Here is an 18,991-nt window from a genome sequence, read left to right as displayed (position 1 = left end):
TTTTTATGATTTCCCGTCCCGCCTTGGGCGGGACTGCTTTGCAGTCCTCCCCCTCTCGCCTGATTTCCTGGATCCTGACCGTCTGTGCGGCCCTGGCTCTGTGTTTGCACGCCGTCGCAGCCCAGGCACAAGTTGCAGATCCCAAAGGGGAGCCCAACAAGTTTGTTGAATCGGTCGGTAATCAAGCATTGCAAGTGGTCAAGGAAAGCGACGCCATCCGCAAGGGTGACCGCGCTGCCATTCTGGCTGCCGTGAACGAAAACATCATGCCCTACGTGAACCTGGAAAAGACGACACGTCTGTCCGCTGGCCGCTACTGGCGTCAAGCCAGCCCCGAACAGCGTCAGAAGCTGGTCGAAGCGTTCAAGGGCACCTTGGTGCGTACCTACAGCGGAGCCTTGTCCCGCGTGGATGACAAGACACAGCTGACCATCCTGCCGTTCCGTGGCGATGCCAATGCAGACGACGTGGTGGTGCGCTCCTCGCTGACTCAATCCAACGGTGGCCCGGTTGGCGTGGATTACCGTCTGGAAAAAACACCTGAAGGCTGGAAAATCTACGACTTGAACGTGGAAGGCATCTGGCTGATTCAAAACTACCGCAACCAGTTTGCCCAGCAAATTGAGCAAGGTGGCATTGATGGCCTGATTCAGGCGCTGAACAAGCAAAACAGCTAAGACAGGCCGTGGCAAGCACGGGCGCTTTGGTCGGGCATTCTTAAGCAGACCAGAGTCGTACTCTATAATAAAGAGCCTGATCACCCCCAAACAGGTCTACGCCCATGCGTAGGCCTGTTTAGTTAACAAAGACGCTACAGCGACGACTTACACCGCCACACCCGCGTCAGGCCAACCCAAATTGCCATGTCCGCCTTCAAACTCGATAACGTCAGTAAACGCTTCGCTCCCCAAAGCCGGGGACTCAAAAGCCTGTTTTCCCCTCCCCGTTCCGATGCCGGTTTTCTGGCCGTCGATCAGGTCAGCCTGACTATCGAACATGGTGAATTTTTCGGCTTGCTCGGCCCTAACGGCGCCGGTAAAACAACCCTGATTTCCATGTTGGCAGGCCTGACACGCCCCACCAGCGGCCAGGTCAGCGTCTGTGGTTACGATGTGCGCACCCAGTACCAGAAAGCCCGCCAATCGCTGGGCGTGGTGCCACAGGAAATTGTTTACGATCCCTTTTTCACCGTCCGTGAAACCTTGCGTCTGCAATCAGGCTACTTTGGCCTGAAAAACAATGACGACTGGATCGACGAGATTCTGGCCAATCTGGCCCTGAGCGACAAGGCCGATGTGAACATGCGCGCCTTGTCCGGCGGCATGAAGCGTCGCGTTCTGGTCGCCCAGGCGCTGGTGCACCGCCCCCCTGTCATTATTCTGGATGAACCCACTGCCGGCGTGGACGTGGACCTGCGCCGCACGCTGTGGGAGTTCATCATTCGCCTGAATCAACAAGGCCACACCATCTTGCTGACCACCCACTATCTGGAAGAAGCCCAGGCCCTCTGTGGTCGCCTGGCCATGCTTAAAAGTGGCAAGATCGTCGCCCTGGATACCACGCAAGCCATTATGGAGCGCGCAGGCGGCCACGATCTGGAGGATGCATTTGTGCGCATCATGCACAACGAAGGAAAAATGGGAGTCGCACTGTGAACCAGAACAATTCTCCCAAACACTGGGGCGTGCCTCAAAACACGGACGCCCCCGCTGCCAAGATCGGCACCCTGAGCCTGCCCCCTCAGCCCAAGATGGGCTCGGGCTTTCCTACGCTGCTACGCAAAGAGCTGATGCGTTTCTGGAAAGTGGGCTTTCAGACCATTGCTGCGCCCGTACTGACGGCGCTGATGTATTTGCTGATTTTCGCCCACGTCCTTGAAGGCCGCGTCACGGTATACGACTCCGTGCCCTACACCGCCTTCCTGATTCCGGGCCTGATGATGATGAGCATGTTGCAAAACGCTTTTGCGAACCCGTCCTCATCACTGATTCAAAGCCGCATCACTGGCAATCTGGTCTTTATCCTGCTGCCACCGCTGTCGCACCGCGAGATTTTCGCCGCCTATCTGCTGGCGTCCATCGCCCGCGGTGTCTGTGTGGGCCTCTGTGTGTGGCTGGTGTCGCTGTTCTTCGTGTCCCTGCCTGTAGCCAAGCCCTTATGGGTATTGGTGTTTGCCGTCATGTCTTGCGGCATCATGGGCACCTTGGGTCTGATCGCCGGACTGTGGTCTGAAAAGTTTGACCAACTGGCCGCGTTCCAGAACTTTCTGATCATGCCTGCGACGTTCCTGTCGGGCGTGTTCTATTCGATTCATAGCCTGCCGCCGTTTTGGCAAACTGTTTCACACTGGAATCCGTTGCTCTATACCATTGACGGGTTCCGCTACGGTTTTTTTGCCGCCTCGGATATTTCTCCCTGGTTCAGCCTGACCGTTGTCGCCAGCGTCTTTGTTGCGCTGTGTCTGATTTCGCTACGCCTGCTTGCCTCAGGCTATAAATTACGGAATTGATTTCATGTTGCCGACCCCCGAACAAGTTCACCAATACATTGCCGACAACCTGCCCTGTGAACACTTGCAAGTGCAAGGCGATGGTTCGCACTTTGAGGCCCTGATCGTCAGCACCGCCTTTGAAGGCAAACGCCTGATTGCGCGTCACCAACTGGTTTACAAAGCCCTGGGCGACCGGATGAAAGCCGAAATCCACGCCCTGTCCATGCGCACGCTTACCCCCGACGAATACAAGGCCAATCCGAATGGATAAATTACGCATCACGGGCGGACAACGCCTGAATGGCGAGATCACTGTCTCTGGCGCCAAAAACGCTGCCCTGCCCATTCTGTGCGCCAGTCTGCTGACTGCCGACACGGTGTACCTGGACAATGTCCCGCGTCTGCGTGACATCGACACCACCCTGAAGCTGTTGGGTCAGTTGGGTGTCACCCAGGAGCGCAATGGCACGCTGGAGCTGAATGCAGGCAACATCACCAATCTGGAAGCGCCCTACGAACTGGTGAAAACCATGCGCGCCTCCATTCTGGTGCTGGGCCCCCTGCTGGCCCGCTTTGGCGAGGCCCGCGTCAGCCTGCCCGGTGGTTGTGCTATTGGCCAACGCCCTGTGGATCAACACATCAAGGGTCTGGCGGCCATGGGTGCAGAAATCCATGTCGAGCACGGCTTTGTGAATGCCCGCGCCAAACGCTTGCGCGGTGCCGTGGTGCGCACGGATATGGTGACGGTGACCGGCACCGAAAACCTGATGATGGCCGCCGTTCTGGCTGAAGGCCAAACCATTCTGGAAAACGCAGCCCGTGAACCGGAAATTATTGATCTGGCCGAGCTGCTGATCAAAATGGGTGCCAAGATCCAGGGCCACGGTACCGACCGTATCGTCATTGACGGTGTCGAACGCCTGCACGGTGCCAAACACACCATCTGCCCCGACCGTATTGAAGCCGGTACGTTCCTGTGCGCCGTTGCCGCTACCGGTGGCGAACTGACCTTGCGCAATACCGATGCTAACGCCATGGGCGCCACGCTGGACAAGCTGCGCGAAGCCGGACTGCAGATTGAAACCGGCTCGGACTGGATCAAGGCCAGCATGAATGGTCGCCCCAAGGCGGTCAGCTTCCGTACCAGCGAATACCCCGGCTTCCCCACGGACATGCAGGCTCAATTGATGGCACTGAACACCATTGCCGACGGCACCGCCTCGGTCGTGGAAACCATCTTTGAAAATCGCTACATGCACGTACAGGAACTGAACCGACTGGGTGCACAGATCGATATCGAAGGCCATATGGCCGTCGTTACCGGCGCTCCTTACCTGACTGGCGCCACCGTCATGGCAACCGACCTGCGTGCGTCGGCCAGCCTGGTCATTGCAGGCCTGGCGGCTCGGGGTGACACTACCGTCGAACGCATCTACCATCTGGACCGTGGCTACGACCGCATGGAAGCCAAGCTTCAAGCCGTAGGCGCCAACATCGAGCGAATCAGCAGCAAGGAAACCCAATGAGTCCCGCCGGTTTAAATCAACCTCTGACGCTGGCCTTGTCCAAAGGCCGGATTTTTGACGAAACCCTGCCATTGCTGGAAGAGGCAGGCATCAAGGTGCTGGAAAGCCCCGAAACGTCGCGCAAACTGATCCTGCCCACCAATAACCCGGACCTGCGTCTGATTATTGTGCGTGCCACCGACGTGCCAACCTACGTGCAATACGGTGCCGCCCATATCGGAATTGCCGGCAAGGATGTGCTGTACGAGCACATGGAACAGCACCCCGGCGGTCTGTACCAGCCCGTGGACCTGAACATTGCCCGTTGCCGCCTGTGTGTGGCCGTGGCCGAAGGCTTTGACTACCATTCGGCCGTCAAGCAAGGTTCGCGCCTGCGTATCGCCACCAAATACACCCGCGCTGCCCGCGAACACTTCGCCAGCAAAGGCGTATATGTGGACTTGATCAAGCTGTATGGCTCCATGGAACTGGCTCCGCTGGTCGGTCTGGCCGACGCCATTGTGGACCTGGTCTCCAGCGGCGGCACCTTGCGTGCCAACAAGCTGGTAGAAGTGGAAGACATCACCCCCATTTCCTCGCGCTTGATCGTCAATCAGGCTGCCATGAAGAACCGTGGTGCCCAGTTGCAACCCCTGATCGACGCTTTCTCTCGCGCTTCGGTAGACGAGTAAAACTTCCCCTGCCACGGGCGGGGGATAAACAGCGTGACAATCCTGCTTGCGCAAAAGGCGCAGACCGCCTTTTGCCTAAGCGAAATGTTATACACTGGCCCTTGAACCTTAGCTTTTTCCTATAGCGACATGTCACTGATCCATCGCCTAACCTCCCAATCCGCCCAGTTCGATGCCGAACTGCGCACTCTACTGGCTTACGAAGCGTCCGAAGACGCGTCTATCGAGCACGCTTGTGCCGAAATTCTGCATCGTATCCAGCATGAGGGGGACACGGCCTTATTGGATTACACCCAGCGCTTTGACCGACTGGCTGTTGAACAGGCCTCGGCACTGGAAATCTCCAAAGAAGAACTGTTTACGGCTCTGGACAGCCTGCCTGCCGATCAGCGCAAGGCACTGGAACAGGCCGCCGAGCGTGTGCGTCGTTACCACGAGCATCAGCGCACTGAAACCTGGACCTACACGGAAGCCGATGGCACCGTGCTGGGTCAGCAAGTTACTCCCTTGGACCGTGTGGGACTGTATGTCCCCGGTGGCAAGGCCGCTTACCCCTCCTCGGTTCTGATGAACGCCATTCCTGCCAAAGTGGCTGGTGTTCCAGAACTGATCATGGTCACGCCTACACCCGATGGCGTGCGCAACCCCATCGTGCTGGCGGCTGCCGCCCTGGGCGGTGTCGATCGCGTGTTCACTATTGGTGGCGCGCAGGCTGTAGGCGCTTTGGCTTACGGTACGGACACCATCCCGCCGGTAGACAAGATTGTCGGCCCCGGCAACGCCTATGTCGCCGCTGCCAAACGCCGCGTCTTTGGCGTCGTTGGCATCGACATGATTGCCGGCCCCTCCGAAATCCTGATCATCAGCGACGGCAGTGCTCCTGCTGACTGGGTGGCGATGGACCTGTTCTCCCAGGCTGAACACGACGAGCTGGCCCAGGCCATCTTGCTGTGTCCCGATGCGGACTTCCTGGACCAGGTTGAAGCGGCCATCGAACGTCTGCTCCCCACCATGCCACGCGCGGACATCATCCGTCGCAGCCTGTCTGGTCGCGGTGCCCTGATCCACGTCCGCGATCTGGACGAGGCCTGTAAGATCAGCAACCATATCGCGCCGGAACACCTGGAAGTCTCTACCCGTAACGCCCAGGACTTGTTGGGCAAAATCCGCCATGCTGGCGCCATTTTCCTGGGCCCCTACAGCTCCGAATCGCTGGGCGATTACTGTGCCGGGCCTAACCATGTCCTGCCGACGGCACGCACTGCGCGTTTCTCGTCACCTTTGGGCGTCTACGATTTCCAGAAACGCAGCAGCATTATTCAGGTTTCAGAATCAGGCGCCCAAACATTGGGACCCATAGCCGCTACGCTGGCACAAGGCGAGGGCCTGTACGCCCACGCTGCCAGCGCGCAATTCCGATTGAACCAATCCTGATACCGGCCTTGCCGCCGGCACTGATATGCGTACCGCCGAGATTACCCGCAATACCAATGAAACCCGCATCCGCGTGGCCGTTAACCTGGACGGCACCGGCCGTCACTCGCTCAACAGCGGCGTGCCCTTTCTGGACCACATGCTGGACCAGATCGCCCGCCATGGTCTGATTGACCTGGACGTGCACTGTGAGGGCGACACCCACATCGATGATCACCACACTGTCGAGGATATCGGCATTGCGCTGGGCCAGGCTTTTGCCAAGGCCGTAGGCAGCAAAGCCGGTCTGCGCCGCTACGGCCATGCCTATGTACCCTTGGACGAGTCGCTGTCGCGCGTAGTGGTGGACTTCTCCGGTCGCCCCGGCCTGTTTTATTTTGTGCCCTTTACCCGCGCACGAATCGGCCAGTTCGATGTAGACTTGGCACGCGAGTTTTTCCAGGGTTTTGTCAATCACGCCCTGGTTTCTATGCACATCGATAACCTGCGCGGCGAAAACGCACACCACCAGTGCGAAACCGTGTTCAAAGCCTTTGGCCGAGCATTGCGTATGGCTCTGGAGCTGGACCCACGTAGCGAAGGCGTGGTGCCTTCGACCAAAGGGGTTCTGTAAACGTCCTTCGGACACACATCGTGACCACTATCGCTATTGTCGATTACGGTTCGGGCAACATCTTCTCGGTTGCCCGAGCACTGCATGCCGCCGCACCTGATGCGCGCATCGTTCTTGCTCAAACCCCTCAAGCCATTCTGGATGCGGACCGGGTTGTCTTACCCGGCCAGGGTGCCATGCCCGATTGCATGGCCCACCTGGACCAATCCGGTTTGCGCGATGCCTTGCTGACAGCCGCCCGCAACAAGCCCCTATTGGGCATCTGCGTAGGCGAACAAATGCTGTTCGATTCCAGTCAGGAAGGCAATGTCCCCTGTTTAGGTCTGATTCCCGGCCAAGTGCGCCGTTTTGAGGGCCCGAACTACAAAAGCAGCGACCACGCCTCCGGCCCCGGGCTGAAAGTGCCCCATATTGGCTGGAACCGCGTACACCAGACTCAGGATCATCCCTTATGGGCTGGCATTGAGGATGGCGCGTTCTTTTACTTTGTTCATAGCTACTTTGTCGATCCGCTGCATATAGATCAAACTTGTGGTTCGACGCACTATGGCCAACGCTTTACCTCGGCGATAGCAAACGCTAATATTTTTGCGTTGCAATGCCATCCTGAGAAAAGCGCAGACAACGGCCTGCAACTGTTCCGGAATTTCGCCAACTGGAAGCCATGATTTTTCAAGCAAGCTTCCCGGCGTTGTTCTGACTTTTTCCGACCCAGTATTTCTTACGTTTTTTACGGCTAAAGACCATGCTTTTGATTCCCGCCATCGACCTCAAAGACGGGCGTTGTGTGCGCCTTCGCCAGGGTGACCTGGACGATGCCACTATTTTCTCGGATGATCCGGCCAAAATAGCAACACAATGGCTGGAACAAGGGGCCCGGCGCCTGCATCTGGTGGACCTGAACGGCGCTTTTGCCGGTAAGCCCAAGAACAGCGAAGCCATCAAATCCATTATTGCTGCCATCGACGGTGAAATTCCCGTACAGATCGGCGGTGGTATCCGCGACCTGGATACCATCGAGCGCTACCTGGACGCTGGCATGAGCTATGTCATTATTGGCACTGCCGCTGTCAAAAGCCCTGGTTTCCTGCAAGACGCCTGCAGCGCCTTTCCTGGCAACATCATTGTTGGCCTGGATGCCCGTGACGGCAAAATCGCCACCGACGGCTGGAGCAAGCTGACCCGCCACGACGTACTGGATCTGGCCAAGAAATTTGAAGACTACGGCTGCGAGTCCATTATCTACACCGATATTGGCCGCGACGGCATGCTGACTGGTGTAAACATCGAAGCCACCGTCAAGCTGTCCCAGCACGTGAAGATTCCCGTCATCGCCTCCGGCGGTGTCACCAACCTGAAAGACATTGAAGACCTGTGTGCCGTAGAGCACGAAGGCATCGAAGGTGTGATTTTGGGTCGCAGCATTTACGAAGGCACCCTGAATTTTGCCGAGGCGCAAACCTTCGCTGACGAGTACCAGGCATGAGCCAGGACGTTACCAACGAATTAGCCTGCCGCATCATTCCTTGTCTGGACGTGACCGCTGGCCGCGTGGTCAAAGGCATCAACTTTGTGGATCTGGTCGATGCCGGAGACCCGGTCGAGATCGCCCGCAAGTACAACGACCAGGGTGCAGACGAACTGACCTTCCTGGACATTACGGCCACCTCGGACAACCGTGATCTGATCTTGCCCATCATCGAACAGGTGGCCAGTCAGATTTTCATCCCCCTGACAGTGGGTGGTGGTGTGCGCGAAGTAGCCGACATCCAGCGCCTGCTCAATGCCGGAGCGGACAAGGTGTCCATTAACAGCGCCGCCATCAGCAACCCGGACCTGGTGCGTGCCGCCAGCGATCACCATGGCAAGCAATGCATGGTCGTCGCCATTGATGCACGCCGTGTCAGTGCTGAGAACGAAGCACCACGCTGGGAAGTCTTTACCCACGGCGGTCGTCGTGGAACCGGCCTGGACGTGGTGGAATGGGCAGCCCGCATGGCCGAATACGGCGCCGGCGAACTGCTGCTGACCAGCATGGACCGCGACGGCACCAAATCCGGCTTTGATCTGGAACTGACTCGTGCCGTGTCCGAGGCGGTCTCCGTTCCTGTTATCGCCTCTGGTGGAGTGGGCGGCCTGCAAGACCTGGCCGATGGCGTGATCAAGGGCGGCGCCAGTGCCGTACTGGCCGCCAGCATCTTCCACTACGGTCAACACACTATTGCCGAAGCCAAGGATTTCATGGCTGCGCAAGGTATTCAGGTGCGACGCTAATGGCTGACTTACCGGCCTGGCTGGCTGAAATCCGCTTTGATGAACAAGGCTTGATCCCCGCGATTGCGCAGGACCAGGCCACGGGCAAAATCTTGATGGTCGCCTGGATGAACCAGGAGTCCCTGCAAGAGACCGTCAGCACCGGCCGCGCCGTGTACTGGTCGCGTTCCCGCCAGCGCCTGTGGCGCAAGGGCGAGGAATCCGGTCACGTACAGCATGTCAGCGACTTGCGCCTGGACTGTGATGGCGACGTTATTTTGCTTAGCGTGGAACAGGTTGGCCAGATCGCCTGTCATACGGGTCGTGAAAGCTGCTTTTATCGCCAGCTGCAAGGCCAGAGCGATCAGGCACAATGGGTGACGGTTGACCCCGTCCTGAAAGACCCGGAGCATATTTACCGATGAGCGAACAACCTACTGTCGAGACCATCCTCGATCATCTTGGCCGCACCCTGAAGTCCCGCCTGCCTGCACAAGGCGGGGATCCATCCTCTTCCTACGCCGCCAAGCTGCTGGCCAAGGGACCGGATGCATTCCTGAAGAAAATCGGGGAAGAAGCGACCGAGCTGGTCATGGCTGCCAAGGATGAAGAACGCGAGCGCATCGTCTACGAAACGGCAGACCTGTGGTTTCATAGCCTGGTGGCACTGACTTACTACGGTCTGGAGCCCCGCGATGTCCTGACAGAACTGCTGCGCCGCGAAGGTACATCAGGCCTGGAAGAAAAAGCTTCGCGCCCTAAGGACCAGGTGTAATTCTGTCATTTAGACGCGCTACACTGTCCTGATACCTAGATTTTTGGCACTTGCCCAGCAAGTGCTTCGCTACCGAGGTTGCTATGAGCGAGAACTGTCTGTTTTGTAAAATTGCTGCCGATCAGATCCCGTCCAAAAAAGTGTACGAGGACGAGGACTTTCTGGCATTTCACGACATCAATCCAGCTGCACCTATCCATATCCTGGTAATCCCCAAGAAACACGTCGTGTCCATGCAGGACGTATCGGGCCAGGATAGCGAATGGTTGGGTAAAATGATGGCTTTGGCACCTTCCCTGGCCGCAAAGGCTGGTTGTCGCCCCGGCCCTGAAGGCGGTTTCCGCATTGTCATCAACAACGGTTTGGATGGCGGGCAGGAAATCAACCATTTACACATGCACATCTTGGGCGGTGAGCGCCCATGGCAACAACGCGCAGCCATGGCTGCTTAAGGGAGATACATTATGGGTAGCTTTAGCATTTGGCACTGGCTGATCGTTCTGGTCATCGTTGCCCTGGTTTTCGGCACCAAGAAACTGCGTAATATCGGCTCGGATCTGGGCGGTGCAGTCAAAGGTTTCAAAGAAGGCATGAAAGACGTGGGTGAAGAAGAAAAAACACCCGAAACCGTCAGCCAACGCGCTGCCGATCCTCAAACGATCGACGTGCAGGCCAAGGAAAAATCCGATCGCGCCTGATCCCCTTCTTGTGTGAGTCTGAATGTTTGATGTCAGCTTTAGCGAACTGCTCCTGATTGGAGTGGTTGCCCTGATCGTCATCGGTCCCGAACGTCTTCCTAAAGTAGCGCGCACCGTCGGCCATTTGCTTGGCCGCGCGCAGCGCTACGTTAACGAGGTCAAGACCGATATCCAACGCGAAATCAATCTGGATGAGGTGAACAAGCTCAAAGACCAGATGGAGGACGCCGCGCGCTCGGTGCGCAGTTCGGTCGAGGACACGGGCAAAAGCATCAGCCAGCCTCTGACAGAAGCCCGCGACACCCTGCAAAACGCGTCGGAGTCCGCACGCAAGGCCTTCTCGGATACCGCCGAGAGCGTCAAGGCGAGCCCCGACGCTACCCCCGCGAAAGAATCGGCTGCCAGTCAGCCCGATACGGATGCAGCCGCCCAGCCAGCGCCCAGTGCGCCAGCCAGTGACGACGCTCCCCGTCCTACGGATGCTCCCGCCCAACCCTCTAAAGGACCGACGGCATGAGCACCGAAGCGCCTCAAGAAGATACCTTCATCTCCCACCTGGTCGAGCTGCGTACACGCCTGCTACGCGCGGTGATTGCCGTGGTCGGGATTTTTATCGTGCTGTTTACGTATCCGGGCGCTTCGGCCATTTATGATGTGCTGGCCCAGCCCATGATGAGCTCTCTGCCCGAGGGTACGCGCATGATTGCCACCGGGGTGATTACCCCCTTCATGGTGCCGGTCAAGGTCACCTTGATGGCATCGTTCGTATTGGCCTTGCCTATCGTGCTCTACCAGGCATGGGCCTTTATTGCGCCAGGTTTGTACAACCACGAAAAGAAGCTGGCTCTGCCGCTGATCATGACCAGCACCTTGCTGTTCATTGCCGGCATGGCGTTTTGTTATTTCGTGGTGTTCCGCACCGTGTTTCACTTCATCGCCTCGTTTGCCCCGCAATCGATTACACCAGCACCGGACATCGAAGCCTATCTGGGCTTTGTCATGACCATGTTCCTGGCCTTTGGCATTACCTTTGAAGTGCCTATCGCCGTGATTTTACTGGTGAAAACAGGCGTTGTAACGGTAGCCAAACTGCGCGAAATCCGTGGTTATGTAATTGTGGGCGCGTTTGTGATCGCCGCTATCGTGACCCCGCCCGATGTGGTCAGCCAGATCTTGTTGGCCGCCCCGCTATGCCTGCTTTATGAATTAGGGATTCTGGCCGCCAGCCTGATCAAGAAACGGGAAGCGGAAAACAGCGAAGGCCGCGAGCTGGATCTGTAAAACGATCAAAGCAACACCTATTTGTACGCGTCACATGGCGTGCCGACCCAAAAATGGCTCTCTTGCCTTGCTCCAAAAGGAGTAGCCCAGAGAGCCATTTTTTTTAGATACCTTGCCAAGCCTTCGCGCCACTACGATCTGCAAAACAGCGTAGCCAAATGCAAATCGCCTGACCACACAAGCATCAACACACTACAAGAGCCTGTACGGCCTGCAAGGCCATGAACGCATCTCTACGCTCTTTCAGTGAACTCCAGCGAAGAGGGAAGCTGCTGGCCCTATTTGCGCACCTGAGGTCGCATACCGACCTTGACGGGAACGTCCAGCTCCTTGCCATCGCGCAATACGCTTAATGTCACGGTCTGCCCGGGTTGCACTGGGCCAATCTGATTGAGCAGGCCAATTGAATCGGCCACTTGTTGACCATTCAAGCGCAACACAATATCGCCCACCTGCAAATGCGCCTCGGCAGCCGGGCCGTGACGTTGCACACTGGCAATAATCACACCTGCATCACTCTTTAGTTTGAAAGACTTGATCAGGTCCGGGGTAATGTCCTGTGGCTCCAGGCCCAGCCAGCCGCGTGTCACTTCACCATTACGGATAATTTCGTTCATGATGGCCAGCGCCGTCGAGGACGGAATGGCAAAACCGATACCCAGCGAACCGCCCGTTTCGGAATAAATAGCGGTATTGATTCCCACCAGACGGCCAACCGCATCCACCAGGGCCCCACCCGAGTTGCCGGGATTAATGGCGGCATCGGTCTGAATGAAGTTTTCGTAAATATTGATGCCCAGGCGATTGCGCCCCAAGCCGGAGACAATGCCCATCGTCGTGGTCTGACCCACTCCGAAAGGATTGCCAATGGCCAGCACCACATCGCCCACCTGCAACTGATCCTGTTCCTGGGTCTGGATCACAGCCAGCTTGGGCAGATCCACTTTCAGCACGGCCAGATCGCTTTCAGGGTCCGAGCCAATCAGACGCGCCTTGGCCTGACGTCCATCCGATAATGCCACCTCGATGGCATCAGCCGCTTCAATCACGTGGTAATTGGTCAGGATATAACCCTGCTCGTGTACGATCACGCCCGAACCCAGGTTGATTGTGGAGCGGCGACCCATCAAGTCGGGCAGTTCGCGAAACAGGCGCTGCAGATCAGGATCTTCCAGCAAGGGAGAATTGCCTTTCAAATGCTTGCTGGTGTACACATTAACGACCGCCGGCGCGGCGCTAGTGACAGCCGAGGCATAAGACAGCGGGCCATCCTGCTCCATAGCAGCCGCGGGGATCAGGGGCGGAACCGGTGCAGGCAAAACCACCGTATTCGTAGAGCGGACGGGAGCCTCGGGCGCGCCCACCCACTGCGGTCGCAGCGTCACTACAATAAAAAAGCCCGCCAGACAAATTGTCACCGCTTGAGCAAACACTAGCCACAATCGACGCATAGCACTCTTTCAGATAAGGATTTCCATGACTCAGGTTTCAACAGCCGAACTGGCCAGCTGGCTCAATAGCACCTTGGATGTCGCCCGTTTCAAGGACTATTGTCCCAATGGGCTTCAGGTCGAAGGCAAGCCCTATATTGGCAAACTCGTCACCGGCGTGACGGCCTCGCTGGCACTGATTGATGCCGCTATTGCCCGCCAGGCGGACGCAATTTTGGTGCACCACGGCTGGTTCTGGAAAAACGAAAACCCGTGCATTGTAGGCGCCCGAAAAACTCGTATAGAACGCGTCCTGACGCATCAGCTTAACCTCTTGGGCTATCACCTGCCCCTGGACGCTCACCCTGTCCTGGGCAATAACGCCCAGTTGGCTCGCCAGTTAGGCATCGAGGTGCTGCGCGACGCAGACGGCGTGGCACAAACCTGTGGTCCGGATGGACTGGTCTGGCTGGGTGAACTGCCAACCCCAGTTTCACTGGAAACATTCAGCCTGACAGTTTGCAATAATTTACAACGGCAGCCACTGGTTGTTGGCGATTTACAACGGAAAATCCGCCGAATAGCCTGGTGCACAGGAGGGGCACAGGGCTTTATTGATAGCGCCATCGCTGCGCAGGCCGATCTCTACATCAGCGGCGAGGCTTCGGAACAGACATTTCACAGTGCGCAGGAAAACAATATTGCCTTCATGGCAGCCGGCCATCACGCAACCGAACGCTATGGGGCCAAGGCTTTGGGCGAAGAAATCGCTCGCCAGTTTGGCATAGAAGTGGAGTTCATCGATCTGGATAACCCGATCTGATTTCATCAAAAACCCGCACATATGACCTTGAACAAGCTTTAAAGCGCCACAGGCTAGACAAGCCCAGGCCCTGAAAGGCTAAAATCAGGCATCCGGCGCGGGCAAACTTGACCCTGCCGGTGGGTTTACATAAACAAAAAGGTGCCGAAAGGCACCTTAAAGCTTTGATAAGTCCGGGCTTTTATTTTTTCAGCGAATCCCTGATCTCGCGCAGCAAGATGACGTCTTCAGGGGTTGGTTCGGGTACGGCCTCAGCAGCTTCAGCCTTGGCCACGGTGGCACGCATACGGTTAATCATCTTGACCATGCAAAACACCACGAAGGCCAGCAAGATGAAGTTGATGAAAATGGTCAGGAAGTTACCCCACGACAAAACAACAGCACCGGCCGCATTCAGAGCTTCCAGGGTTTCTGGGCCGGTAAAGCCCTCTGGTGTACGCAAGACCGTGAACTGATTGGTAAAATCCACTTCGCCGCCAAGGATGAAACTGATGACGGGCATGACGATGTCTTTTACCAGCGAGTCGATAATCTTGCCAAAAGCAGCGCCAATAATGACACCGACCGCAAGGTCCATCATGTTGCCCTTAACTGCGAACTCCCGGAATTCGTTCAGGAAACCTCGAGCCTTGTTCATATGTTCACCTTTGATCAAGTTATGCTGCGCTGGGTAACGCGTATAATGTGCGGTTGAATAATATACCCAGGCCCAAATCCGTAAATTGTGGTATTGCCCGAGTCGGGCAGGAATAAGGATACTAGAATGAGTCAGAATACGACACAGCCCGATGCCATAGGCGCGGTTGATTTCAATCTTCCGCCCGATCCTTCGCGCCGCACCTGGGTCGCCACCGCCTGTGCATTAGGTGGTGTCGCTGGTGTGGCGACAGCTGTTCCCTTTGTCAGCTCCTTTGCTCCTTCCGAGAAAGCAAAAGCGGCCGGCGCTCCCGTAGAGGTCGATATTTCCGGTATCGCCCCCGGTCAGATGCGCACCGTGGAATGGCGCGGGAAACCCGTCTGGATTCTGCACCGCACCAAAGAGCAGCTGGACGCACTGCCCAAGCTGGACAGCCAGCTGGCCGACCCTGACTCGGATCGCCCCGGTTACACCCCTGCGTACGCCAAGAACGAATACCGTTCGCGTCGCCCTGAAATCTTTATCTGTATCGGTATCTGCACCCACCTGGGGTGCTCCCCTACCCCGCATCTGGCTGCTGGCGCTGGCGCTGGTCTGCCCGGTGGTTGGGAAGGCGGCTTTCTGTGCCCCTGCCACGGCTCCACGTTCGACCTGGCCGGCCGCGTCTACAGCAACAAGCCTGCTCCAGACAATCTGGAAATCCCGCCCTACGAGTTCTCGGCTGACGGCACGATGGTTACCATCGGCGTAGACGAAAACAACAAGGCCTAAGGCGGCTGTAACCCAATACGTACTATTTAAAAAGATAAAGGAGCCGTTTCATGGCTGGCGAGAAAACCGTCGAAACGACAGGACTCTTGGGATGGATTGACAGGCGTTTCCCCCTGACATCCATGTACAAAGAGCACATGTCAGAATATTACGCGCCGAAGAACTTCAACTTCTGGTACTTCTTTGGCTCTCTGGCACTGCTGGTGCTGGTTATCCAGATCGTGACTGGTATTTTCCTGGTCATGAACTACAAGCCAGATGCCAAGCTGGCCTTTGAGTCGGTTGAATACATCATGCGTGAAGTGCCCGGTGGCTGGATCATCCGCTACATGCACTCCACAGGCGCTTCCATGTTCTTCGTGGTGGTGTACCTGCACATGCTGCGCGGCTTGTTCTACGGTTCTTACCGCAAGCCACGTGAACTGGTCTGGATCTTTGGCGTTGCCATTTTCCTCTGTCTGATGGCTGAAGCCTTCATGGGCTACCTGCTGCCATGGGGCCAGATGTCTTACTGGGGCGCCCAGGTGATTGTTAACCTGTTCTCGGCCATTCCTTTCATTGGCCCTGATCTGGCTATTTTCATCCGTGGTGACTACGTGGTGTCCGACGCCACCCTGAACCGCTTCTTTGCTCTGCACGTGATTGCGGTGCCTCTGGTCCTGCTGGGTCTGGTTGTGGCTCACCTGATCGCACTGCATGAAGTGGGTTCCAACAACCCCGACGGCGTGGAAATCAAGAAAGGCCCCAAAGACGCTCAAGGTCGTCCTTTGGATGGCATCCCCTTCCACCCTTACTACACCGTGCACGACATCCTGGGTGTAGCAGGCTTCCTGATTGTGTTTGCCGCGATTGTGTTCTTTGCCCCTGAAATGGGCGGCTACTTCCTGGAGTTCAACAACTTCAGCCCTGCCGATGCACTGAAGACTCCTCCGCACATTGCTCCTGTCTGGTACTTCACGCCGTTCTACTCCATGCTGCGTGCCACGACTGCCGACTTTACCTGGGTTCTGGCCGGTGCTTCCGTGCTGGGTGCTCTGGTGCTGTTCGTCAAAGGCAAGCTGCCCGGTATCTGGCGCCTGGTCGTACCCGCTGTCCTGATCGCTGTTGCTGTGCTGCTGCGTGTTATCGACGCCAAGTTCTGGGGCGTGGTGGCCATGGGTGGTACGGTCGTGATCCTGTTCTTCCTGCCTTGGCTGGATAAATCGCCTGTGAAGTCGATTCGCTACCGTCCTACCTGGCACAAAGTGCTGTACGCGATTTTCATCATCAACTTCCTGATCTTGGGTTACCTGGGCACACAGGCTCCGAACGACTTGTTCAACCTGCTGAGCCAGATCGGTACGGTGATCTACCTGGCCTTCTTCCTGCTGATGCCAGTATGGAGCCGCATGGGTACGTTCAAACCCGAACCTGATCGCGTGACTTTCCGCCCTCACTAGGCCCCCAACACGAAACGGAATGACCATGATTAAGAAACTGCTTGGCGCTCTGGCCTTGTCCCTTACCTGCACGGTGGCTGGTGCCGCCGAAGGTGGCTATGCCCTGGAGCGCGCGCCCGACCGCATGAATGACATGGCGGCGTTGCAAAATGGCGCAAAACTGTTTGTGAACTACTGTCTGAACTGTCATAGCGCCAACTCCATGCGCTACAACAAGCTAACAGACATCGGCCTGACCGAAGAGGACATCAAGAAAAACTTGCTGTTCTCCTCGGACAAGGTGGGTGATCTGATGAAGATCGCCATGACCCCTGAAATGGGCAAGAAGTGGTTTGGTGCCGCTCCTCCGGACCTGTCCGTGATTGCGCGTGCCAAGTCCACCAACTTGGGCCCCAGCGGCGCAGACTACATCTACACCTACTTGCGCACTTTCTACCGTGACGCATCCCGCCCAACCGGCTGGGATAACCTGGTTTTCCCAAGCGTGGGTATGCCTCACGCCATGTGGGAGCGCCAAGGTGGCGTCACCTTGCACCGCACGACCGTAGCTCAGGAAGCCAAGGACGATGGCAGCAAGGAATGGGTCAAGACCACAGCCACCTACGATCCAGCCGGCTTCTCCGACGTCAAGAAAGAAGTTTTGGCCGATTACACCGGCCACGCTACTGACAGCGTCAAGCTTGAGCCTGTTAACGCCAAGGCTGCTGCCAAATACGACAGCGACGTGGCCGACCTGGCCAACTTCATGGACTGGATGGCCGAGCCTGTGCAGCTGGAGCGCAAGAAAATTGGCGTGGGCGTGATCCTGTTCCTGCTCTTGTTCTTTGCCGTTGCATGGCGCCTGAACAGCGTTTTCTGGAAAGACATCAAGTAAAACGCTATGCTAGACGGGCAGGCCTAACTAGCCTGCCCGGCTTTTTATTGTTAAAACCCCTTGCAGGGTTTTAAATTCTGAGCCGTGAGGCTCTTGTTTTTATTTCTACGACTGGAATCTCCTACCATGATGGTGCTCTACTCTGGAACAACTTGCCCATTCTCACAGCGCTGCCGTTTCGTGTTGTTTGAAAAAGGCATGGATTTCGAGATCCGCGACATCGACTTGTACAACAAGCCTGAAGATATCGCCGTCATGAACCCCTACGGACAGGTGCCGATCCTGGTAGAACGTGACCTGATCTTGTACGAATCGAACATCATCAATGAATACATTGATGAGCGTTTCCCGCATCCTCAGCTGATGCCTGCGGACCCCACCATGCGCGCCCGCACACGCCTGTTCCTGTACAACTTCGAAAAGGAACTGTTTGTACACGTGGCCGCCCTGGAAGACCGCCGCAACGCGGATGCCAAGGCACAAGAACTGGCCCGTCAGCAAATCCGCAACCACTTGTCGCAGCTGGCTCCCATCTTGCTCAAGAACAAGTACATGCTGGGTGAAGAATTCTCCATGCTGGACGTGGCGATCGCTCCCCTGCTCTGGCGCCTGGACCACTACGGTATCGAACTGCCCAAGAGCGCTGCTCCTGTGCAAAAGTACGCCGAGCGCGTATTCTCGCGTCCTGCCTACATTGAAGCACTGACTCCTTCCGAAAAAGTCATGCGTCGCTAATCCACTATGCAAGAAACCTCGACCAAGCCTTACCTGCTGCGCGCTCTACACGAATGGTGTTCCGACCACGGATACACCCCACACATCGTGGTCACGGTAGACGCCAACACGGTTGTTCCACGCGGCCATATTCAGGATGGACAAATCACCCTGAATATCGGACATCTGGCCACCAATGGCCTGATCCTGGGCAACGACTACATTGAATTCCAGGCCCGCTTTGGCGGCGTCACGGAAGACATTTTCGTACCCGTGGCAGCTGTATCGGCCATCTACGCACGCGAAACAGGCGCTGGTATGGGTTTTGAGGTGGTGGAGTCCGAGCCTTACGCAGAAGGTGACACACCGGACGCCGCTCCTGAAGCTGCACCGGAAGCTCCCGCTGCCAAGAAAGACGCTGACAAGGTCTCGCACCTGAAGATCGTCAAATAAGGCGCGTTCGACGCAGACAAAAATAGAGCCCCGCATGGGGCTCTATTTATTTGGGTTCCAAGCTCGGCATTCACCCACACTTTGGCTTGGCTTGGCTTGGCTTGGCTT

25 protein-coding genes are annotated in these 18,991 nt (G+C 56.8%); 23 read left to right on the top strand and 2 right to left on the bottom strand.

The window, feature by feature from the left end:
* The first annotated feature begins 5 nt into the window (after positions 1-5).
* The 17 genes from D0C27_RS05160 to tatC all read left to right on the top strand — a co-directional run bounded on the left by D0C27_RS05160 (position 6) and on the right by tatC (position 11,742).
* Positions 6-677: an MlaC/ttg2D family ABC transporter substrate-binding protein gene (locus D0C27_RS05160; RefSeq protein ID WP_035269860.1), complete on the top strand. Its 672-nt coding sequence runs from the start codon at positions 6-8 to the stop codon at positions 675-677.
* 186 nt (positions 678-863) lie between these two features.
* Positions 864-1,655, top strand: a complete 792-nt coding sequence (locus tag D0C27_RS05155; RefSeq protein WP_009455490.1) for an ABC transporter ATP-binding protein — start codon at positions 864-866, stop codon at positions 1,653-1,655.
* A gap of 95 nt (positions 1,656-1,750) precedes the next feature.
* Positions 1,751-2,509 carry an ABC transporter permease gene (locus tag D0C27_RS05150; protein WP_042486095.1) on the top strand — a complete coding sequence of 253 codons (759 nt, stop codon included), beginning with the start codon at positions 1,751-1,753 and terminating at the stop codon, positions 2,507-2,509.
* A gap of 4 nt (positions 2,510-2,513) precedes the next feature.
* On the top strand, positions 2,514-2,762 hold the full coding sequence (locus tag D0C27_RS05145; protein ID WP_009455487.1) for a BolA family protein: 249 nt from the start codon (positions 2,514-2,516) through the stop codon (positions 2,760-2,762).
* The gene (gene murA / locus D0C27_RS05140) at positions 2,755-4,017 is read left to right on the top strand and encodes a UDP-N-acetylglucosamine 1-carboxyvinyltransferase (protein WP_115634542.1); all 1,263 of its coding nucleotides are present in this window, start codon (positions 2,755-2,757) and stop codon (positions 4,015-4,017) included. The genes D0C27_RS05145 and murA overlap by 8 nt, the downstream gene beginning before the upstream one ends.
* Positions 4,014-4,688, top strand: a complete 675-nt coding sequence (gene hisG / locus D0C27_RS05135; protein ID WP_009455485.1) for an ATP phosphoribosyltransferase — start codon at positions 4,014-4,016, stop codon at positions 4,686-4,688. The genes murA and hisG overlap by 4 nt, the downstream gene beginning before the upstream one ends.
* A 129-nt stretch (positions 4,689-4,817) precedes the next feature.
* The gene (gene hisD / locus D0C27_RS05130) at positions 4,818-6,122 is read left to right on the top strand and encodes a histidinol dehydrogenase (RefSeq protein ID WP_115634543.1); all 1,305 of its coding nucleotides are present in this window, start codon (positions 4,818-4,820) and stop codon (positions 6,120-6,122) included.
* A gap of 25 nt (positions 6,123-6,147) precedes the next feature.
* Positions 6,148-6,735 (top strand): imidazoleglycerol-phosphate dehydratase HisB, encoded by a 588-nt coding sequence (gene hisB, locus D0C27_RS05125; RefSeq protein WP_009455482.1) that lies wholly within the window; start codon positions 6,148-6,150, stop codon positions 6,733-6,735.
* Positions 6,736-6,755: 20 nt separating this feature from the next.
* On the top strand, positions 6,756-7,403 hold the full coding sequence (hisH, locus tag D0C27_RS05120) for an imidazole glycerol phosphate synthase subunit HisH (protein ID WP_009455481.1): 648 nt from the start codon (positions 6,756-6,758) through the stop codon (positions 7,401-7,403).
* Positions 7,404-7,480: 77 nt separating this feature from the next.
* The gene (hisA, locus tag D0C27_RS05115) at positions 7,481-8,221 is read left to right on the top strand and encodes a 1-(5-phosphoribosyl)-5-[(5-phosphoribosylamino)methylideneamino]imidazole-4-carboxamide isomerase (RefSeq protein WP_009455480.1); all 741 of its coding nucleotides are present in this window, start codon (positions 7,481-7,483) and stop codon (positions 8,219-8,221) included.
* A complete protein-coding gene (gene hisF / locus D0C27_RS05110) occupies positions 8,218-9,009 on the top strand; it encodes an imidazole glycerol phosphate synthase subunit HisF (protein WP_035269852.1) in 792 nt (263 codons plus the stop codon). Before hisA ends, hisF begins: the two co-directional genes overlap by 4 nt.
* Positions 9,009-9,413, top strand: a complete 405-nt coding sequence (gene hisI, locus D0C27_RS05105; RefSeq protein WP_137430545.1) for a phosphoribosyl-AMP cyclohydrolase — start codon at positions 9,009-9,011, stop codon at positions 9,411-9,413. Before hisF ends, hisI begins: the two co-directional genes overlap by 1 nt.
* Positions 9,410-9,763, top strand: a complete 354-nt coding sequence (locus tag D0C27_RS05100; RefSeq protein ID WP_021447244.1) for a phosphoribosyl-ATP diphosphatase — start codon at positions 9,410-9,412, stop codon at positions 9,761-9,763. Before hisI ends, D0C27_RS05100 begins: the two co-directional genes overlap by 4 nt.
* 83 nt (positions 9,764-9,846) lie before the next feature.
* Positions 9,847-10,215 (top strand): histidine triad nucleotide-binding protein, encoded by a 369-nt coding sequence (locus D0C27_RS05095; RefSeq protein ID WP_026483636.1) that lies wholly within the window; start codon positions 9,847-9,849, stop codon positions 10,213-10,215.
* Between the two features lie 12 nt (positions 10,216-10,227).
* Positions 10,228-10,461: a Sec-independent protein translocase subunit TatA gene (gene tatA, locus D0C27_RS05090; protein ID WP_021447245.1), complete on the top strand. Its 234-nt coding sequence runs from the start codon at positions 10,228-10,230 to the stop codon at positions 10,459-10,461.
* 22 nt (positions 10,462-10,483) lie between these two features.
* Positions 10,484-10,978, top strand: coding sequence for a Sec-independent protein translocase protein TatB (gene tatB, locus D0C27_RS05085; protein ID WP_115634545.1), 495 nt, complete (start codon positions 10,484-10,486; stop codon positions 10,976-10,978).
* Complete coding sequence (tatC, locus tag D0C27_RS05080) at positions 10,975-11,742, top strand: twin-arginine translocase subunit TatC (protein WP_009455473.1); 768 nt, start codon at positions 10,975-10,977, stop codon at positions 11,740-11,742. Before tatB ends, tatC begins: the two co-directional genes overlap by 4 nt.
* Positions 11,743-12,020: 278 nt before the next feature.
* Here tatC and D0C27_RS05075 read toward each other — a convergent pair whose 3' ends face one another.
* Positions 12,021-13,193: a S1C family serine protease gene (locus D0C27_RS05075; protein WP_137430544.1), complete on the bottom strand. Its 1,173-nt coding sequence runs from the start codon at positions 13,191-13,193 to the stop codon at positions 12,021-12,023.
* A 25-nt stretch (positions 13,194-13,218) separates the two neighbouring features.
* Between D0C27_RS05075 and D0C27_RS05070 the strand changes: the two genes are divergently transcribed.
* Positions 13,219-13,995, top strand: coding sequence for a Nif3-like dinuclear metal center hexameric protein (locus D0C27_RS05070; protein ID WP_009455471.1), 777 nt, complete (start codon positions 13,219-13,221; stop codon positions 13,993-13,995).
* Positions 13,996-14,176: 181 nt separating this feature from the next.
* On the opposite strand, the gene mscL is transcribed toward D0C27_RS05070, so the two are convergent.
* Positions 14,177-14,632, bottom strand: coding sequence for a large conductance mechanosensitive channel protein MscL (mscL, locus tag D0C27_RS05065; RefSeq protein WP_009455470.1), 456 nt, complete (start codon positions 14,630-14,632; stop codon positions 14,177-14,179).
* Positions 14,633-14,758: 126 nt separating this feature from the next.
* Here mscL and petA point away from each other — a divergent pair, with 126 nt between their 5' ends.
* The 5 genes from petA (at position 14,759) to D0C27_RS05040 (ending at position 18,883) form a co-directional block, all read left to right on the top strand.
* Positions 14,759-15,403, top strand: a complete 645-nt coding sequence (petA, locus tag D0C27_RS05060) for a ubiquinol-cytochrome c reductase iron-sulfur subunit (RefSeq protein WP_035269839.1) — start codon at positions 14,759-14,761, stop codon at positions 15,401-15,403.
* A 50-nt stretch (positions 15,404-15,453) separates the two neighbouring features.
* A complete protein-coding gene (locus D0C27_RS05055; protein ID WP_009455468.1) occupies positions 15,454-16,842 on the top strand; it encodes a cytochrome b in 1,389 nt (462 codons plus the stop codon).
* A gap of 19 nt (positions 16,843-16,861) precedes the next feature.
* Positions 16,862-17,716 carry a cytochrome c1 gene (locus D0C27_RS05050; RefSeq protein ID WP_080747987.1) on the top strand — a complete coding sequence of 285 codons (855 nt, stop codon included), beginning with the start codon at positions 16,862-16,864 and terminating at the stop codon, positions 17,714-17,716.
* A 126-nt stretch (positions 17,717-17,842) separates the two neighbouring features.
* Positions 17,843-18,451: a glutathione S-transferase N-terminal domain-containing protein gene (locus D0C27_RS05045; protein WP_009455466.1), complete on the top strand. Its 609-nt coding sequence runs from the start codon at positions 17,843-17,845 to the stop codon at positions 18,449-18,451.
* A gap of 6 nt (positions 18,452-18,457) precedes the next feature.
* Positions 18,458-18,883, top strand: a complete 426-nt coding sequence (locus tag D0C27_RS05040) for a ClpXP protease specificity-enhancing factor (protein ID WP_009455465.1) — start codon at positions 18,458-18,460, stop codon at positions 18,881-18,883.
* Positions 18,884-18,991: the final 108 nt, after the last annotated feature.

The sequence above is a fragment of the Alcaligenes faecalis genome, assembly GCF_005311025.1.
Lineage (GTDB): Bacteria > Pseudomonadota > Gammaproteobacteria > Burkholderiales > Burkholderiaceae_B > Alcaligenes > Alcaligenes phenolicus.
The sequence above is the reverse complement of the archived record's forward strand: the minus strand, read 5'-3'. Positions and strand labels throughout refer to the sequence as shown.

Excerpts from the sequence above, each read along its gene's own strand:
- D0C27_RS05160 (WP_035269860.1), top strand. The coding sequence starts at position 6 with ATGATTTCCCGTCCCGCCTTGGGCGGGACTGCTTTGCAGTCCTCCCCC.
- D0C27_RS05155 (WP_009455490.1), top strand. The coding sequence starts at position 864 with ATGTCCGCCTTCAAACTCGATAACGTCAGTAAACGCTTCGCTCCCCAA.
- D0C27_RS05150 (WP_042486095.1), top strand. The coding sequence starts at position 1,751 with ATGGGCTCGGGCTTTCCTACGCTGCTACGCAAAGAGCTGATGCGTTTC.
- D0C27_RS05145 (WP_009455487.1), top strand. The coding sequence starts at position 2,514 with ATGTTGCCGACCCCCGAACAAGTTCACCAATACATTGCCGACAACCTG.
- murA (WP_115634542.1), top strand. The coding sequence starts at position 2,755 with ATGGATAAATTACGCATCACGGGCGGACAACGCCTGAATGGCGAGATC.
- hisG (WP_009455485.1), top strand. The coding sequence starts at position 4,014 with ATGAGTCCCGCCGGTTTAAATCAACCTCTGACGCTGGCCTTGTCCAAA.
- hisD (WP_115634543.1), top strand. The coding sequence starts at position 4,818 with ATGTCACTGATCCATCGCCTAACCTCCCAATCCGCCCAGTTCGATGCC.
- hisB (WP_009455482.1), top strand. The coding sequence starts at position 6,148 with ATGCGTACCGCCGAGATTACCCGCAATACCAATGAAACCCGCATCCGC.
- hisA (WP_009455480.1), top strand. The coding sequence starts at position 7,481 with ATGCTTTTGATTCCCGCCATCGACCTCAAAGACGGGCGTTGTGTGCGC.
- hisF (WP_035269852.1), top strand. The coding sequence starts at position 8,218 with ATGAGCCAGGACGTTACCAACGAATTAGCCTGCCGCATCATTCCTTGT.
- hisI (WP_137430545.1), top strand. The coding sequence starts at position 9,009 with ATGGCTGACTTACCGGCCTGGCTGGCTGAAATCCGCTTTGATGAACAA.
- D0C27_RS05100 (WP_021447244.1), top strand. The coding sequence starts at position 9,410 with ATGAGCGAACAACCTACTGTCGAGACCATCCTCGATCATCTTGGCCGC.
- D0C27_RS05095 (WP_026483636.1), top strand. The coding sequence starts at position 9,847 with ATGAGCGAGAACTGTCTGTTTTGTAAAATTGCTGCCGATCAGATCCCG.
- tatA (WP_021447245.1), top strand. The coding sequence starts at position 10,228 with ATGGGTAGCTTTAGCATTTGGCACTGGCTGATCGTTCTGGTCATCGTT.
- tatB (WP_115634545.1), top strand. The coding sequence starts at position 10,484 with ATGTTTGATGTCAGCTTTAGCGAACTGCTCCTGATTGGAGTGGTTGCC.
- tatC (WP_009455473.1), top strand. The coding sequence starts at position 10,975 with ATGAGCACCGAAGCGCCTCAAGAAGATACCTTCATCTCCCACCTGGTC.
- D0C27_RS05075 (WP_137430544.1), bottom strand. The coding sequence starts at position 13,193 with ATGCGTCGATTGTGGCTAGTGTTTGCTCAAGCGGTGACAATTTGTCTG.
- D0C27_RS05070 (WP_009455471.1), top strand. The coding sequence starts at position 13,219 with ATGACTCAGGTTTCAACAGCCGAACTGGCCAGCTGGCTCAATAGCACC.
- mscL (WP_009455470.1), bottom strand. The coding sequence starts at position 14,632 with ATGAACAAGGCTCGAGGTTTCCTGAACGAATTCCGGGAGTTCGCAGTT.
- petA (WP_035269839.1), top strand. The coding sequence starts at position 14,759 with ATGAGTCAGAATACGACACAGCCCGATGCCATAGGCGCGGTTGATTTC.
- D0C27_RS05055 (WP_009455468.1), top strand. The coding sequence starts at position 15,454 with ATGGCTGGCGAGAAAACCGTCGAAACGACAGGACTCTTGGGATGGATT.
- D0C27_RS05050 (WP_080747987.1), top strand. The coding sequence starts at position 16,862 with ATGACCATGATTAAGAAACTGCTTGGCGCTCTGGCCTTGTCCCTTACC.
- D0C27_RS05045 (WP_009455466.1), top strand. The coding sequence starts at position 17,843 with ATGATGGTGCTCTACTCTGGAACAACTTGCCCATTCTCACAGCGCTGC.
- D0C27_RS05040 (WP_009455465.1), top strand. The coding sequence starts at position 18,458 with ATGCAAGAAACCTCGACCAAGCCTTACCTGCTGCGCGCTCTACACGAA.